At 53.1% G+C, this 16,289-nt stretch carries 13 protein-coding genes; 9 read left to right on the plus strand and 4 right to left on the minus strand.

The genetic code is table 11. The features are described 5' to 3' along the window. Positions 1-80: 80 nt before the first annotated feature. Positions 81-581, minus strand: a complete 501-nt coding sequence (locus EPA93_RS28955; protein WP_129890857.1) for a DUF3592 domain-containing protein — start codon at positions 579-581, stop codon at positions 81-83. A 356-nt stretch (positions 582-937) separates the two neighbouring features. Between EPA93_RS28955 and EPA93_RS28960 the strand changes: the two genes are divergently transcribed. Next, positions 938-2,011 (plus strand): LLM class flavin-dependent oxidoreductase, encoded by a 1,074-nt coding sequence (locus EPA93_RS28960; RefSeq protein WP_129890858.1) that lies wholly within the window; start codon positions 938-940, stop codon positions 2,009-2,011. Here the strand turns inward: EPA93_RS28960 and EPA93_RS28965 are convergent. Together EPA93_RS28965 and EPA93_RS28970 are read right to left on the minus strand one after the other, a co-directional pair. Further along, positions 1,975-3,171, minus strand: coding sequence for a M48 family metallopeptidase (locus EPA93_RS28965; RefSeq protein WP_165423462.1), 1,197 nt, complete (start codon positions 3,169-3,171; stop codon positions 1,975-1,977). The two genes, EPA93_RS28960 and EPA93_RS28965, sit on opposite strands and share 37 nt — an antisense overlap. A 111-nt stretch (positions 3,172-3,282) precedes the next feature. Further along, positions 3,283-4,029 (minus strand): sugar phosphate isomerase/epimerase family protein, encoded by a 747-nt coding sequence (locus EPA93_RS28970; RefSeq protein WP_129890860.1) that lies wholly within the window; start codon positions 4,027-4,029, stop codon positions 3,283-3,285. 421 nt (positions 4,030-4,450) lie between these two features. On the opposite strand from EPA93_RS28970, the gene EPA93_RS28975 reads away from it, so the two are divergent. From EPA93_RS28975 to EPA93_RS28995, 5 genes are all read left to right on the plus strand, one after another. After that, positions 4,451-5,950, plus strand: a complete 1,500-nt coding sequence (locus tag EPA93_RS28975) for a serine/threonine-protein kinase (RefSeq protein WP_129890861.1) — start codon at positions 4,451-4,453, stop codon at positions 5,948-5,950. A 12-nt stretch (positions 5,951-5,962) separates the two neighbouring features. Next, positions 5,963-6,595: a tetratricopeptide repeat protein gene (locus EPA93_RS28980; protein WP_129890862.1), complete on the plus strand. Its 633-nt coding sequence runs from the start codon at positions 5,963-5,965 to the stop codon at positions 6,593-6,595. A gap of 43 nt (positions 6,596-6,638) precedes the next feature. Continuing rightward, complete coding sequence (locus tag EPA93_RS28985) at positions 6,639-7,901, plus strand: vWA domain-containing protein (RefSeq protein WP_165423463.1); 1,263 nt, start codon at positions 6,639-6,641, stop codon at positions 7,899-7,901. A 32-nt stretch (positions 7,902-7,933) separates the two neighbouring features. Further along, a complete protein-coding gene (locus EPA93_RS28990) occupies positions 7,934-9,535 on the plus strand; it encodes a tetratricopeptide repeat protein (protein WP_129890864.1) in 1,602 nt (533 codons plus the stop codon). Between the two features lie 497 nt (positions 9,536-10,032). Then, positions 10,033-11,280, plus strand: coding sequence for an MFS transporter (locus tag EPA93_RS28995; RefSeq protein WP_165423464.1), 1,248 nt, complete (start codon positions 10,033-10,035; stop codon positions 11,278-11,280). Between the two features lie 101 nt (positions 11,281-11,381). Here EPA93_RS28995 and EPA93_RS29000 read toward each other — a convergent pair whose 3' ends face one another. Beyond that, entirely contained in the window at positions 11,382-12,599 is a 1,218-nt protein-coding gene (locus EPA93_RS29000) for a 4-hydroxybenzoate 3-monooxygenase (protein WP_129890866.1), read from the minus strand. A 380-nt stretch (positions 12,600-12,979) separates the two neighbouring features. Here EPA93_RS29000 and EPA93_RS29005 point away from each other — a divergent pair, with 380 nt between their 5' ends. The 3 genes from EPA93_RS29005 to EPA93_RS29015 all read left to right on the plus strand — a co-directional run bounded on the left by EPA93_RS29005 (position 12,980) and on the right by EPA93_RS29015 (position 16,278). Then, a complete protein-coding gene (locus EPA93_RS29005) occupies positions 12,980-13,243 on the plus strand; it encodes a cupin domain-containing protein (protein WP_129890867.1) in 264 nt (87 codons plus the stop codon). After that, positions 13,240-14,238, plus strand: a complete 999-nt coding sequence (locus EPA93_RS29010; RefSeq protein WP_129890868.1) for a methyltransferase — start codon at positions 13,240-13,242, stop codon at positions 14,236-14,238. The genes EPA93_RS29005 and EPA93_RS29010 overlap by 4 nt, the downstream gene beginning before the upstream one ends. Positions 14,239-14,847: 609 nt before the next feature. Further along, positions 14,848-16,278, plus strand: a complete 1,431-nt coding sequence (locus EPA93_RS29015) for a helix-turn-helix domain-containing protein (RefSeq protein ID WP_165423465.1) — start codon at positions 14,848-14,850, stop codon at positions 16,276-16,278. Positions 16,279-16,289: the final 11 nt, after the last annotated feature.

The raw sequence follows: 16,289 nt of genomic DNA on the forward strand, positions 1-16,289 counted from the left end.
TGCTAATGAATTTTGCTCAGCAAGCAGGGCTGTTATTACGGCGCCTGTGTTCTCGCTTTGCCAACACTCACAGCAAAGCTTCAGGCGCTGCAGGCCCGTTGAGCATGCTTTCCCTGCCGATAGGTAACGTCTACCCAATACCGCTCGGGTCTCTGCCTGGCGATGAAAACGGGGATCTGCTGGCCCGCTTTATAGCGGCGGGCCAATGGCATGCTCAGGCCCTCACTGATAAACTCGTAGCGCTGCTTTGTCTGCGGATCAAGCCACTCGGCTACGATCAGATAGTAGGTATCTGCTCCGGCCGTAGAGGCTACCGCCAGCTGACCACCCAGCGCGCCCAGAAACTCAAATATGGCCTCGATAACCCGCAAGACTTTGTGCCAGGCGGATTTTTTAAGCGGGGTTGGCGTACTCTTTTGCACGCGTAGAATAGTGGCCATGACGCGCTCTCCCTCCCGCTGCAAGCATTCCCGATGCCGCTTCCGCTGGCTACTCACGAGAAAGACCCATAGGCCAAGGCCTCCAAAGAAGAGCACGCAGAGAATAAAGGTGAGCAGAATGAGCATATTTTCGCTTAACACAGAAAACTCCTCTATACAGCGCTGGCCAGAGAAGCACAAGCTCTAGCCCTAACCTATAAACGCCAGGTTAAGCAAAAATTGCCTGCTTGCTTTAAAGGCAGTAAGGCTGGCGGTAAGATTTATCAGGCATTTCAGCTCTGCTTGCCTCAGTGACAGATATGCTGGCGCTCATCCTCGGGCCTGCTCGCAGGCGAGAGCTACCGTGTGCTCCTGAGGAGCAGAGGAGGCTATGGCAGAGCTAAAAGCTGCAAGAACGCAATATTCGCCCGCGCTGAGGCATTCTGCGCCTCAAACGGTGTTATAATTACGGCACCTACGAGTTGTTACATTTAGCGCTGCAAGGAAAGGATCACCGCATGACGACAAACGCTGGCAACGCTGCTAGTAGCCCTGCAAAGGCCTATCGTAAGCGCATAGGCTTGATTGCAGACTCTCCCAACTTTCCGGGCGTCTGGGATCAAACCGTGGAAAAGGTAAGGCTTGCCGATGAGCTGGGCTATGATGCCATCTGGTTAGGCGAGTCGTGGGGCTATGAGCTATTTACCTCAATGAGCGATCTGGTGCGCGCGACAAAACGAATCAAGGTTGGCGCCGGGATCGCCAATGTCTATTCACGCACGCCGGCGCTGATCGCCAGCACCATAGCAACGCTGGATGAGCGCTCGGGCGGACGCATCTTGCTGGGTCTGGGACCATCGGGGGCAAATGTCGTTGAGCACTGGCACGGCGTTAAGTTTGAGAAGCCTTTGAAGCGCACGCGCGAATATATAGAGATTATCAGGACGATCCTGCGCGGCGAAAAGCTGATATATCAAGGCGAATTCTTCAAGCTTGAGCGCGGCTTTAAATTGCGCTTTACGCCACCGCGCGCGGATCTGCCCATTTATGTTGCCGCGCTGGGACCGAAATATATCGAGCTAACTGGCGAGCTGGCCGATGGCGTGCTTCCCATCTATTGGCCCTCGCATAAATGGGGCGAGCTGCGCCAGCAACTCGACGAGGGCTCGCACAAAGCCGGGCGCCCGCCTCATAGCGCGGCCATCGCTCCCTACATCACCACAGTTATTTTGCCCGAGAACGTATCAGAGGAAGAAAGACAGGCGGCCCGTCGCCGGGCGGCTGCGCCTCTTGCCTATTACGTCGGCAAGATGGGTGTCTATTACGCGGGCATGCTCACGCGCCACGGCTTTGGCGAGGAAGTCAAGGCAGTCATCAACGGCTGGCAGCAGGGTATGAAAACAGCAGTCGAGATCGCCAGCCAGCGCCTGCTCGATGCGACAGCTCTGATTGGCACGCCTGCCGAGATCGTCGCCAAACTTGATAGCTGGGCCGAGCTCGGCGTTGACGAGCCTTTGCTCTCCATGCCCTCCGGCACACCAGAGGAGGCCGCGACTCAGCTTGGCGCGCTCATGGACGCCTTGAAAGCTTGAGGGCGCCGGGTCAGAAACATGTCAGCGTGCTTGAGGCGTTTCCTGATTGAGGGATGGGAGTGAAAGAGGAACTCCACAAGAGGCGGTGGCTCGATATCGGTAAGATTCTGATTGGCCAGGCGAGTCATCGCACTTTTGAAGGCTTCAACCTTCTGCGTTGACTGTAGAGCATATTCGTCGGCCTGATACTCAATCAGCCGACTATAGCCGTTGCCAATCGGCATGACGATCAAGCTAAAAACCCCGGCCAACAAGAATAAGAAGGGCAGGGTGGCCGGATCGGTCAAGGCTTGATAATAGTGCTGCCCATCCACAATCCAGTGCAGCAAAACGTTAGCGATATAGAGCCCGCCCAGGGTCAGCACGGCCTGGCTGAGGATGAGCTTCCAGATATCATGATGCACGTGGTGTCCCAACTCGTGGGCCAGCACCACCTCGATTTCATCAAGGCTATAGCGATCCACCATGGTATCGCCAAGGACGATGCGCCGGGTATTGCCAAGTCCCATCAAGGCTGCATTGGCCGCTGTGGTCTTGTTGCTCATCTGCATGGTAAAGACGCCACGTACGTGGGTATTGGCCCGCTCGACAAGAGCGGTCAGGCGCCGGGTAAGTTCGCCCTCCGGCAGCGGAGTGAATTTATAGAAGAGTGGAAAAATGAGGACGGGAGCAAGATTGGCCATAATCACTGAGAAGAAGAGCATCACCAACGCAACCCACAGCCACCACAGATCCGGTTGCAAGGCCAGCAAGGCGTAGATCAGGGAAAGTCCGGCCGCCTCCAGGATCAGGCTGAGGACGAATTGTTTGCCGAGGTCGATCAGCCAGGCCTTGAGCGTCATGGTCGAGATGCCATAGCGTTTGGGCAGCGTGAAACCTGCGTAATAAGCTCGGGGCAGGCTGATAAGCTCGTAGACGAGGACGAGGATCAGAAAGTAGCCAAGAATCTGCAGTGGAAACCAGCCGCGCAACGGCTGCCAGAGCAGCGGCGAGAACCAATGGGACGCGTACTGCAGTTGATCGCGTAGCCACTTATCAAGACCAATGCCAATGATAAGGCAAATCCCTATCGCCGCAATACACATACCTATCAATGAGAGTTGTAAGCGTTTACGCGCATATTCGCGAGCCTTCTGCTGCCGGGCTGCGTCGATCTCCATACTTTTCTGCTCCTGATCTCGTAGGGGGGACACGATAAAGGAGTTCAAAAAAAGGTGAGTTATCGCGCTCATTGCCCTATGCATACACAATGAGCACGATCTATCGAGTCCCTAGAAACCTAATTTACGTAGATTTTCCAACGAACGGCGTGCACTCTCCAGCGAAGGAATAGTAGGGGCATCGTGTTCCACAATATAGAAGCGAGTTCCGCTTTCCTGCGCGGCTCTACATATTCCTGCAATATCGAGTGTGCCATCTCCAACTTCAGTATAATGGCGGTCGGCTGTCATATCTTTGAGATGGATCAGCGGTATGCGTCCTGCATGCTGCCGTAGATAGGCAATCGGATCGACGCCTGCATAAGCAGCCCAGTAGGTATCCAGTTCAAAGCTGACCAGAGCTGGATCGGTGGCGCTAAACAGAATATCAAGCAGATATTGCCCATCGCTTTGCTGGAACTCAAAGTCGTGATTATGGTAGCCGAAAGAGAGTCCTCGCTCCTGGCAGCGCCGTCCTATCTCGTTCATCTGGGGCGCCAGGGTGCGAAAACTATCAGCGTTGTGCCACTCGTGCGGGAGAGAAGGCAGTACCAGGTGAGGACAGCCAATTTCCAGGCAGTAGTTAATGTGGTAGTCGAGATTCTTTTCAAGCTCTGACCACCCTACATGCGTGGAAACGCCGCGCAAGCCTGTCTCTTTGAGCAGATCTTTCGTCTCAGCGGCAGAGAGGTCGCCATAGCCGGCGAACTCTACTGCTGGATAGCCAAGGCTGGCCACGCGCCGAATGGTCCCCTTAAAATCCCGGGCCGTCTCATCCCTAACTGTGTACAATTGTAGTGCTACTAACTTCTCGCTCATGAGCTCTCCTGATGTCTTTTCAAATCCTATCCAGGCTCCTGCCTTTATGTGAGCCTGGCTTAGTATATCACCTCAGGATGGCTCTCGCCCGAAAAAATTGCTTCGCACGCATAACAAAACGACAAACTATATCTTTTTACTTTTTCTCTCGGCAAGGCTGCTTTCCGGTCACAATAACAAGGATACATTACAATGCCTGAGGCAAAGAGCTGGCAGTTTCCCTGATATTGAAGAAGATTGACTATCCGCCCTTTATCTGCTACACTTATCACATCAAATTATATGAATACCCTGATTACACCATAAAAGTTTAGATGTGGCTTACATTATCTTAATTATTTAGATAAATCGTCCCATGCGATATTTTCTACCTTTGTGACTCTCAAATTTTCATAGAAAGACAGGGTTCAAAAGGAAGGATATGGCTACATCTACCTGCCCTTACTGCCATCAGTCAGTAAAGGCAATCGACGAGATTTGCGAGAACTGTGGCATCGTCCTCACATCACCTATATTCATAAGCAGCCAGACGACCACCCCGACCAGTACGCAGGCAACTTGTCCCCATTGCAGAGAGCCGATCAAGGCTTCCGAAGAGATCTGTGAGAACTGTGGTATGGTCCTGCAGCCTGCCGGCGCGCTGAGCACGACTGATCTCCCTACTGCCGTTATGCAGGAGCAATGTCCGCGTTGCCAGGAACCGCGCAGGCCCAACAAAAAGTTCTGCGCCCGCTGCGGCTATCGCTTTGGGGAGGCGGACGTGGGCAGTACCCAGGCGCAACCCGTAGTTCAGAACAGGACCGCGCCCCTGCTTGGCCGGGTGCTCAATAGCAGATATAAGGTAAATCAGACCATCGGCGAGGGCGGCATGGGTTCTGTCTACCTGGCCGAGGATCTTATTCTTAAGCGCCAGGTGGTGATCAAAGCCCTCTTAAGCGATGATGATCCCGATCTTGTAGCGCAGAGTGTCAAGGAACGTGAGTTTCTCGCCGCCATCAAGCATAGCAATATCGTCTCGATTTATGACTTTATCACCGAAAATAAGCGCGGCTATATCGTCATGGAGCACGTGCACGGCAAGACCCTGGAGCAGATAATGGAAGAGCAGGGCAAACCGTTTGAGGCTGCGGATGCCATTCGCTACATACTCGGTATCTTACCCGCCTTTAGCTACCTGGCAAAGTTACAGCTCGTCTACTGTGATTTTAAGCCCCAGAACGTCATGCTGGAAAAGCTTAAAGATGGCACGCAGATAGTCAAGCTCATCGACCTGGGAACTGTGATTAAATACGAACGTCGCCCGCGCGATGTCTACGGCACGCATGGCTTCTATGCTCTAGAAGCAGTGCGGGCACCCTCGCCCGAAACAGATCTGTATACCATCTGCCGCACCCTGGCCTACCTGGTCAGCGCAATGGATCTTGCCGATCCAGTCTTTGGCATGCCACCTTCAGAACATTATAAAGCCTTTCGCGATTATCCCGCCCTCTATCGCCTGCTCTGCAAGGGAACCCACACCCAGCCAGCCCGACGCTTTCATAGTGCCGAGGATCTCGCTGATCAGCTTGCCGGCGTATTACGGCAAATCGAAGGCGGCACAGCCAGCGTTCCCATCAATTCACATCTGTTTGTCTCATCAGTACTCACGACGACAGGAAAGCTAGGCTTACGGGGCGAGGCAGCTCTTGACGAAAAAGATAAAGCGATTGTGCCATTGCGCAGCGGAGATCAGGCCTTGCGCAGTGGAAATCTGCAGAGAGCACTTGAGCTGTACCAAAAAGCCCTGACCGTAAATTCCAAGAGTATCGATGCCCTCGCGCGCTGTGCCGAGGTCCTGGTTGAGCAGGAGGACTATATTAACGCCCTCACGATGATCACCAGGCTGCAGCAGCTGGTTCCCGGGCACTGGAAGGTAGCCTGATGCACAGGTCATATGCTCGAAGCCCAGAGCAGCCTCAAGGAAGCCGCCGAACAATATCGCACTTTGATGAGCGAACTGCCCGGCGAGTTGCCTCCCATCCAGGCGCTGGCCCGCGTCCACGCACGTATGGGCAACGATACAGAGGCTGTCAAGCTCTACCTTGATGTGCTCAAAGCAGATCCGGGCAACACAGAAGCCATCCTGGGCGCCAGCGCAGCGCTTTGCAATCTCCAGCGCTGGCAAGAAGCCATTAAGGTTCTGAGCAACATCAGCGAGATGTCAGCAAAATTTATCGATGCGCAACTCCTACTCTGTGACATCTATCTCAACCGCATTACGCCGCTCACGTCTCAGAACGTCCACGCGGCGGCCGAAGCTGTCAATGTTTCGCGTGGGCACACCGAAGATGCCCGCTATTATCTGCTCTATGCAGAAGTTTGTCGTGCGGCCTACCAGCTAGCCAGGGATAATAAATTAGTGCCAACAAAGATTAGCATTGCGCATACATCCACCTCACAAGCGCGCGAGCTGGCCTTCGCCGCCGAGGATGGATATCGGCAATACCTGCTTCGCGAGCCGCATCCCAGCGAGCGCGAGCTCCTCGTCCGCCGCAAGTGCAAGGTCGCTCCCTGGCGTCCCTGGTAAGACGTTAGCAACAAGCTCTGTTCGCAGAAAGAGAAAACAATCAATGTTCACCATTACTGCACACTATAACCAGTACTTGCCTGTCGGTCAGAACAGTATGCAAGCTATCCTCTCGCTAGAGGTGAGTCCCGATGTGCAAGCCAGTCCATCTCCCTTAACTCTTGCCATCGCGCTTGACCACTCGGGCTCGATGGAAGGCTCCCGGCTAAGATCTGCCTGCGAGGCTACGACCAGGGTCATTCAAGCCCTCGATGGGAGCATAACATTTATGCTTATCGCCTTTAATCATAAAGCCGATTCTCTCTATGGGCCAGCCATGGCCACTGCTACTCATAAGCGACAGGCTATCGAGAAACTGCGGCGCGTTAAGGCTGATATGGGCACGCGTATGAGCACGGCCCTTAACCTGATCACCGAGAAACTGGGGAAAAGAGATACGCATACCAGGAAGGTTCTGTTTCTTACCGATGGGAAAAATGAAGGCGAAGCTCGTAGCGAGCTTGATCAGGCAATTGCTCGCTGTGCCGCCGCCAATGTCAGCATTCACGCCTGGGGCATAGGCACAGATTGGGATGAGAAAGAGTTGCGCCATATGGCCGATGCTACGCACGGTGTGGCTGACATGATTCCCAATCCCGCGCAGATCGCGCAGGCCTTCTCAGGCTCGTTTCAGGAGATACGGACCACAGTGCTTGCTAACGCGTGTCTTTACCTCTGGACGCCGATGGGCGTGAGCATCAAAAAGGTGGAGCAGGTGCATCCCAACATCGTTGCCTCTGGCCTGGAAGCTGATCCGGCCAACCCTCGCCAGCAAGTCATCTCTCTTGGCTCCTTCACGAAAGGTGAGCGGCGCGACTATCTCATTGAGCTTGCTCTGCCAGCCTATACGCCAGATCAACAATTCCTGGTTTTGCGTCCCAGCATCGCTTATTACACAGGTCAGGCCCAGGAGGTCACAGAAAAAAGTACGCGCCAGGGCTGGGTTTTTGCCCAGTGTACGCAAAACTCAGCCCTGGCCGCACAGCTCAATCCCCACGTCGCACACTATATCGGCCAGGAAGCCTTAGCCCAGGCGATCACAGAAGGCCAGGAAGCTCTGGCAGCAGGGGATACGGCGCGGGCTACCCGTGTGCTGGGCAGAGCGCTGGAGATCAGCGAGCGCAGCGGCAACGAGCGCATCACCAGGCTGCTGAGCGCAATCGTACAGCGAGACGCGCGTGGGACCATTCAACTTAGCAAGCAAGCTGATATTGTGGCGACTAAAAAGCTGGCCCTCAATATCGGCCACACCTCAAAATTGAAATAGTTGGGCGCGTCACTGCCCAGGCGAAAGAAGTTATGTCTACACAAAAATATCAGCCCTCGGTCCTGACTTCAACAAAGTCTCAGGCTGGTACTGCTCTGCAATCCAAGGCAGGATCTGGCCTGAAAAAATCTGCGCATATAAAGCGCATCTGGACAGCCGCCAGCAAGACACTTAAGGGGCAATTTATAGTCCTCTCGTTTGGTGGACTCTTTCTGGCCCTTGTGCTCACGGCATCTGTCGTGCAAGCGTTTCAGCGCGCTAACAGTGACCTTGACACCATCAACAATGGAAGTATTCCTAGCGTTAATGCGGCCCAGACGCTAGCACAATATATCGAAGATATCGATGCCAAATCCGCCGATTACCTGGCGACAGGCGCTCTGAGCGATCGCCAGCCGTGTTCAATCGTGGGCACAAATAGCACTGCCCCTATGACCGTCCACGATTGCGATAATGTGAATATCGAAGCTGAGATCCAGCTCGCCAATCGCGAACTATTCAACGCTGCCCATAATGTCACATATCCCGGTGAGCGCACGGCAGTTGAGCGCATTACACGAGGCTTTGAGGAATATATCGCTAATATTGCCCTGATGCGCTACGAATACACGCGGGCGACGACAAAAGGTGCTGTTCAGGACCCTCATCTGCAGGCGGCCTATAAAGCATATCAAGATGCCAGCGCGCTATTACACCAAAAGATCGGATCACCTATCCTCAGCGGAGAGGACGCGCTAGCTATCGACGAGTCAAGCCTTCCGACTTGCGTTATAAACGGGCATGTACTCGCCGGGACGGCATGGGCGCGTGGGAGCATCGAGGATAACATCACTTGTTTGAATAACATCAATAAGTCGCACCTCGATGCGGCTTACGATGATACACTCAAATTTCTGGATGCAGGCAAGCTTCTGGCCTTCTTCCTGTGTGCCATCTTTTGCTTATACTTGCTGTTCACCGCTGGCAAAATGGCTTTTGCGACGCATCGCATCATGAATATCGGGCTCAGCATTGCCTTTCTGACCGGTGTCATTCTCAGTATAGCCGTGAGCAGCCTTTTTCTTAATCTATCGGGGCGCCACGGAGCCTTCGGCCAGATGGTCAAGGACGATTACGACAGCATCTATGCTGCTGCCCTGCTCAAGCGTTACGGTACGGCCGCCAACGGCGACGAGTCGCGCTGGCTCATTGCATTGGAGTTTGGGGATAAGACAGGTAGTGAGCATTGGGCCCAGGATTGGCAAGCTAATCTGCAGCAGGTTGAGCACTTGATGACCCAGGCCCGCGCAAATCGAACCTGGCCCGAAGAGGATCAGCCGCTGACAGATATGCAGGCGAATTGGCAGCGCTATGTTGCCATCGACGGGCATATGCGCAATCAAGCACAAGATATTGCCGATCCGCAGCGTATTATTCATGCTGAAGCGCTGAGCACTGGCGCATCGAACAATACATTCGACCAGTTTAGCCAGGCAGTCGATCGGCTCAGTAAAGCTAATGCTAATCACTACACAACCACCTATGCCTCTACGCAGCTCACGCTCTTACTCTATATCATGCTAAGCCTGCTCCTCTTCCCGCTTGCCAGTCTACTAGCACTCTGGGGCATCTGGCTACGTCTCAAGGATTTCTAAGGGCGCCCTTCAGGGATGGAGCGAAATCTCCATCCCTGGTTAAGGACTTCAACGAATAGCCTTTGAGCATCTCCATTGGCCAGTTGCCAAGCTCTGGCTTACCTGATAGTAGCCGTTGACTAATTTTGGCCTGGATGGTATCTTCTTAACATATTCAATAAGTCAGATTGTTCCATCTTTTCTTGCAGGAAAATAAGTTCATGCCTCTATTCGATTTCATCCAAATGATTAAGCTGCCGCATAGGCGAATACGCCGGGACCTATGCGGCAAAGTATGGCTCATCTCGCAGTAAGCTAGCACTGTATGCAGCCTGGCGCTGCCGAGAGCAACTTGCACCCATTACTTTTCCTCGCATAACCTGCGCGTAGCTCGCCTGGGCATCTCTCCTCTTTGCCCACGGCGTTTCTTTATGGCCCGTTTCCGCAGCGATCGAGAGCATGCCCCCTTTTGCCTTTATCCCTTGATCTCTTTTTATGCACACGACGGAGCCAATTTTATGTCAACCACATCTGATACCACTAAAGATACGTCTTCGCCCAGGACGCTGCGGCCTCTCTGGCGCAATCGCGATTATGTCTTGCTGGTAAGTGGGCAAGCAGTCTCGTCGGTAGGCTCACAGGTCTCACTGGTAGCCTTTCCTCTCATGCTGTTTGCCCTGACGCATTCGGCCCTGCAAACGGGATTGATCGCAGCCCTGCGCGCCCTGCCTTATGCGCTGATAACGCTACCAGCCGGCGTGCTGGTGGATCGCTGGGATCGCAAACAAATCATGATTGTTGCTGATTTTGGCCGCGCGCTGGCCCTGGGCAGCATTCCGCTGGCCCTCTGGCTGGGACATCTCACCTATGTACAGCTCTACCTGGTTTCGCTGGTCGAGGGGACTCTGTATGTATTCGCCACTCTTGCCGAATCCGCCAGCTTGCCGCATGTCGTTGAGCCCGAGCAGATTCCTATGGCCAGCGGGCAGGACCAGCTCATCAACTCAACAGCGAGCCTGATTGGTCCGGCCCTGGGACCAATCCTTTACAGCATAGGCCAGGCCATACCCTTTCTGGCCGACGCCATTTCATATATGGCCTCGGTCATCTCGCTCTTCTTTGTACGCATACGCTTTCAGGACGAGCGCAGTCCGAAGCAGAGCACCGCCAAGAGCCTGTGGACTGATACCAAAGAAGGGATTGCCTGGCTCTGGCACAATCCCTTGATTCGCTTTCTGGCCATTCTGACCTTTGGCCTGATTACACCCTGTTACGGCTATCTGCTCATTCTCATTGTGCTAGCCCAGGGCATGCACACATCCAGCTTGGTGATGGGCCTGATCTTCGCCGGCGAGGGTGTTGGTAGCATTATCGGCTCGCTGATTGCAGGTCCGCTCTATCGCCGCCTGGGCTTTCGCAAACTGCTGATCGGCACGGCCTGGATCTGGGCTATATTCTGGCTGCTCTACGCGCTGGCACCCAATCCCCTGCTCCTGGGTATCGTGAATGCCGTCAGCTTTACAGTCGTCCCCGTGTATATGGTTGTGCAATATAGCTATCGCGCAGCGGTCATCCCCGATCAATTATGGGGTCGCGTGAATAGCGTCTTTCGCCTGATTGCCTTTAGCAGCCAGCCGTTAGGCATCGCTCTCACTGGCTTTCTGGTCCAGTGGATTGGCCCGGTCTATACTGTGCTGCTCCTGTTTGTGCCGCAGGGCATCATGTGCGTGATAGCGACCTTCAGCAAGCATATACGCAATGCCTGATACGCTACGCGCGCCCTACTAGACAACTGACACAGCTAGCTCTCTGACAAGAGCGCAACAGCGCCAGGACACTAAGAGAAGGGATAGGATGTTGGCATATTCTATCCCTCCGAAGATTGCGGGGAGTAGCCAATGTAATTTTCGGCAAAACTCGTCGCAAAGGTCCGGCTCCGCTGCAGCCGGGCCAGGCGAGCTTGTTGCAGTCGATGATGGTATGAGATAAGTGAAGAGTCGGTTGGATTCCTATTGAGCGTTTCAACCATCCAGTGGGAAAATTCTTGAGCATGCCAGATGTGGGGCAGACGGAGAGTCGAATACTGCCTCAAGGGATCTTTTTCATCGCCCTTGTAGAAGGCTTGTAGGAGGTTGGCCAGGGTAAAAGCATCTTGGATGGCAAGATTCATTCCTTTAGCGCCGGCTGGAGTGAAGATGTGGGCTGCGTCTCCCAGCAGGGCCAGGTGCTTATAATAGAGAGGCTCAACAATGCAACTGCGCATCTCCAGAAGAGAAGTTCCATTAATAGGGCCACGGGTCAGCGTCCAGCCATCCTTCGCCAGGCGCAGATCAAGCTCTGTCCAGATCTGCGCCTCTGACCAATCGGCAAGCTTTGTTCCAGAGGGCACCTGGAGATAGAAGCGCGTCTGGGTCGCGGTCCGTGTCAGATGACCGGCAAAGCCATGGGGATGGATGGCATAAATAGTGTGGTTGCTCGAAGGGGGCACAGCAGCTTGAATGGCGAGCCATTGAAAGCCATAATACCGCTCGAAGGCTTGCAATTCTCCTTGAGGGATCGAGGTCCGTGAGACGCCATGAAAGCCATCGCAGCCGGCCACAAAATCGCAAGTGATGCTGATCGGCTCGTCAGAGTTCCCCTGACGACAGATGACCTGTGGTCGAGCGTCCTGCAAGATCTGCACGGCTTCCGTCCCAAAGAGGATCGTGCCGTGCTCTTGCAAGTGACTTTCCAGGAGGTCGGCGATGAGCTCGCGTTGTGGATAGACCCAATGGCTGCAACCCTGGCATAAAGCTGCATAGTCAAAAACAAAGCCTTGCCCATCTAAGCGAAATTCACAGCTTCCATTAGCATGACCCTCGCGCATCATGCGCGACTGAAGCCCGGCCCTGGTGAGCAATTGCGTTGTAGTGTGCTCCAAATAGCCCGCGCGCGGAGCCTGCTCTAAGGTGTCCTGATGGCTGCGGCGCTCAACAATGAGGCACGAAATCTGGCTGCGCTGCAAGAGGCAGGCCAGAATGAACCCGGCAGGACCTGCGCCAATGATACAAACCCGAGTTGAGAGATGGCGCTGTTCGCTTGACATCTCGCTAACGCCTTTCCTTCAGAGTCTATGAAAAACGCAATCCGAATTCCGAACCATTTAGTCTTATTTATATCTTCTTTTTGTCAAATATGTGCAAAAACAATGAATAATTACACATTAATATTATTACATATATTTCATAGATATTGCAACTTTCATAAAAATTTCCTATACTATGTGGTGAACAGGTGCCAAAATACAGAAAATGTTCCTCACGCTCCTTGCACTGTAAGAAGACAAAACAAGAGAGGCAATTTTTTATGCTCAAAGAGATGCAGCGACTCATCTACCCAAATGAGCTCGCTCCACTATCCTCGGTCCCTTTTCACAAAGATGTTCCATGCATTGAACGCTTCTTCCCCCAAGGATTTCCACTTCATATGGCAATCCATCGCGTGAGTGATGCCCAGCCTGATGGAGAAAAATATACTCAGGCTCACACCCACGATGTCGATGAAATTAACATTCTCATCGGCGATGAAGGGGGCTTGAAATATGAAATTCAATTAGGTGACGAGCGGTTTGAAGTTGAGTCAAATACGAGTATCTATATTCCCGCGGGCACACCTCATGCCGCCAACGTGCTTTCTGGCTCGGGATACTTCGTTGTCCTGCGCCTTCCTCAGAAGGGAGAAAATCTTTGAAAAATACAACATCTGGATTTGATCCTCACCACAAAAATAAAGAGACTTCAGAGAATACTTTAGCGGCGTCAGATCCTCAACAAGTTGAGGATCTTCTTTTGAAACTCATGGCCTTTCGTGGGGCACGAGCCTTACAGGTATTCGCCGAGCTTGGCATTGCCGATCTGTTGCAAGAGGGCCCGCAATCCGCTGCACAATTGGCACAGGCTACAGGCAGCCATGAGCTCTCCCTCTACCGCGTGCTACGTGTGGCTGCCGCTCAGGGTGTCATGGAAGAAATAGAGCATCAGGTCTTCGCGCAGAATGAGATGTCTAGCTATTTTCTTTCCGCTCACCCTGCCGGCCTGAGATACCAGGCTATGATGCTGGGGGCCAGTTATGACAGCGGTGCCGCACTGAAATTAGATGAGTGTGTACGAACAGGAAAGTCCGCCATCCAGAAACTGTATGGTTCGAGTATCTGGGAATATCTGGCTGGCCATCCTGGCGAGTCCCTCGTCTATAATCGAGCGATGACAGCTCTTTCCGGCCTCGATACGCTCCCCATCCTGCAGGGCTACGATTTCTCAACTTTTCGCAGCCTGGTCGATGTTGCTGGTGGGCACGGCTTCTTTTTGTTCAGCCTCCTCAAGGCCTACCCAGCTTTACGGGGCATCCTCTTTGATCGTCCCCAGGTCATTTCGGAGGCAAGCATGGAAGAAGATGTAGCGGATCGCTGCTCTCTTCTCGCCGGGGATATGTTTGCAGAGATTCCGGCGGGTGCTGACGCATACTTTCTGAAGCATATTATCCATGACTGGGGCGATGAAGCCTGCTCAGTTCTGCTGAATAAGTGCCGAGAGGCGATGCCAAAGCACAGTAAACTTCTCATTGTGGAGGTAATTATGCCTCCAACGGGTGCACGGCTGCTCGATACCTTGTTCGATCTTGCCATGTTGATCAAGCAGGGCGAAGGAGCGCACGAGCGAACCCGGGGGAATTTCAGCAGCTCTTGAGTCGCTCGGGATTTCAGATCCAACGGATTCTGCCAACGCCGGGAAGCCATTCTATTATCGAAGCTATTCCTGTCTAAAGATCAGGCTGATTTTCAGACGGGAGGGACGGGGTACGCTGGGGCTCGCGCCCCAGGCCCCGGTTAAGGGCAAATCCGCTAGGTCGCGGCGCCCCCTTAACAATCCCGACTTTGAGATGTGGAAAGTTATGGCGCAATGTTCATGGCTTTCTTGTTCTATTTTGCCTCTTTTTGACCCTCTTTGCCTAGCTTTGCCTGTTTGCCAAGCAGGCATATTTATTTGCCTGCTTTTGCCCCTTTTTGCCTCCTTTTGCCAAGCGTGCTGTTTTATCTGCCCCTTTTTGCCTCCTTTTGCCTCCTTTTGTCAGGCGGGAGGGACGGGGTACGCTGAGGCTCACGCCCCAGGCCCCGGTTAAGGGCAAATCCGCTAGGTCGCGGCGCCCCCTTAACGATCCCGACTTTGAGATGTGGAAAGCCATGAACATTGTACATATGCAACTAGACAAGGTAACAAGGGCATGCTATGCTTGTATTTAGAAAATTGAATAGAACATGCCAAACGAGCGAGCAGTGTTGTTGGAGGGATAGTAATATGGAACGGGCATCATTTGGGCAAAGGCTTGAACGGGCGCGGCTTGAGCGCGGCTGGACGCAGGAATATGTAGCAGGGAGCATAGGCGTGGAACCGGTAACGGTAGGACGTTGGGAGCGTGGCTTGCATAAACCATCGGCTATTCTCCGTCATGCGCTCTGCTCGCTATTCGAGATGACAAAGTGGGATCTCGGGCTCGGTGACGATATCGAACAATCCACAGAAAGAGATGAAGAGCAACAAGCACGCCCATCGATGCCAGAACAAAACCCGGTAGATGATGCGTCTACAGCGTTTCGGAAGACTGACCTTACAGAGCGGCTAGAATCGCTCGTTTGGACATGGCTGCTTCGGAAACCAACCGGTGCCCGTTATCAGGAGCTCCAGGCGATGATCTCACTGGAAGCGGAGAATAACAAAATGAAAGAAGATCTTCTCAGCCGTCGTGATGCCCTTCGCCGTCTGGCATCCTTACCCTTGCGTGTATGTGGGCTATCTCTAGTAACGCCTGTTCTGGCACGTCCTGTCGAGGAGATCCTGGCAACCTGCGCTGCAGGGATAACGGCATGTTGGCATTTGCGCAAAGGTAAAGATCTCGTATTTGTGAGCGATACGCTCGCCTGGTATCTTCCCACGCTCAAGGAGATTGCGCGCATAGGATCAACGACGCAACGGAAAGAGTCTGCTGACTTGCTGGCTCAATGTTTGACCTTACAATCTGAGTTGGCAATGCATAATAGCAGTAACAGCGCTGCTATCAGTTATGCGCAAGAGGCTACGCAGTACGGCCATTTCTCTGAAAATCCCATCCTACACCTCCTGGCATGGCGCCGCTTAGCTGCAGCATATTTTTATGCTGATCGCTGGGAGCAAGCAGTACAAGCAGCCGAAAAGGCAAAGTTCCTCTTATTAGAAGCCCAGAAGGCGCAACCTATATTACCAGTCGTACAGAGTTATATCTATGCAGGGCTAGCAACGTATCAAGCTCACACTGGACTGCAACAAGATGCTCTCACGTCGCTAGGAAAAGCCCATACAACTTTCTTTGCCCAATCTTCTGAGCCTATTCCTATCTGGATAAGCAACCATAGTGAGGCAAATCTTGTTCTCAATGATGGGCTGTCTCATCTTTCCCTTGGGAAAAACAGAGAAGCATTTGACTCTTTTCAGCAAATTACTAAGTACTATATAGATACAGAAATAATTAGAGTAGAGGCGACGATTAATCAAGTGCTGGCGGAGGTGCATAGTGATGGTCAGCGTGATATGGATATCTGCATTTCACTTTGGGAAGAGGGGATGCACGGCGCAAAGCTTCTCCACAGCGAGCAATGGTTCAATGAAGCGCGTCTCGCCTATGCAGCGATGCGGGCGGCATGGCCTGGAGAGCAGAAGATCAAAGCTCTGCGAGAGCAGATCGTCCACTGGTAAGCTCCCTCTCT

The sequence above is a fragment of the Ktedonosporobacter rubrisoli genome, from assembly GCF_004208415.1.
Taxonomy (GTDB): domain Bacteria; phylum Chloroflexota; class Ktedonobacteria; order Ktedonobacterales; family Ktedonobacteraceae; genus Ktedonosporobacter; species Ktedonosporobacter rubrisoli.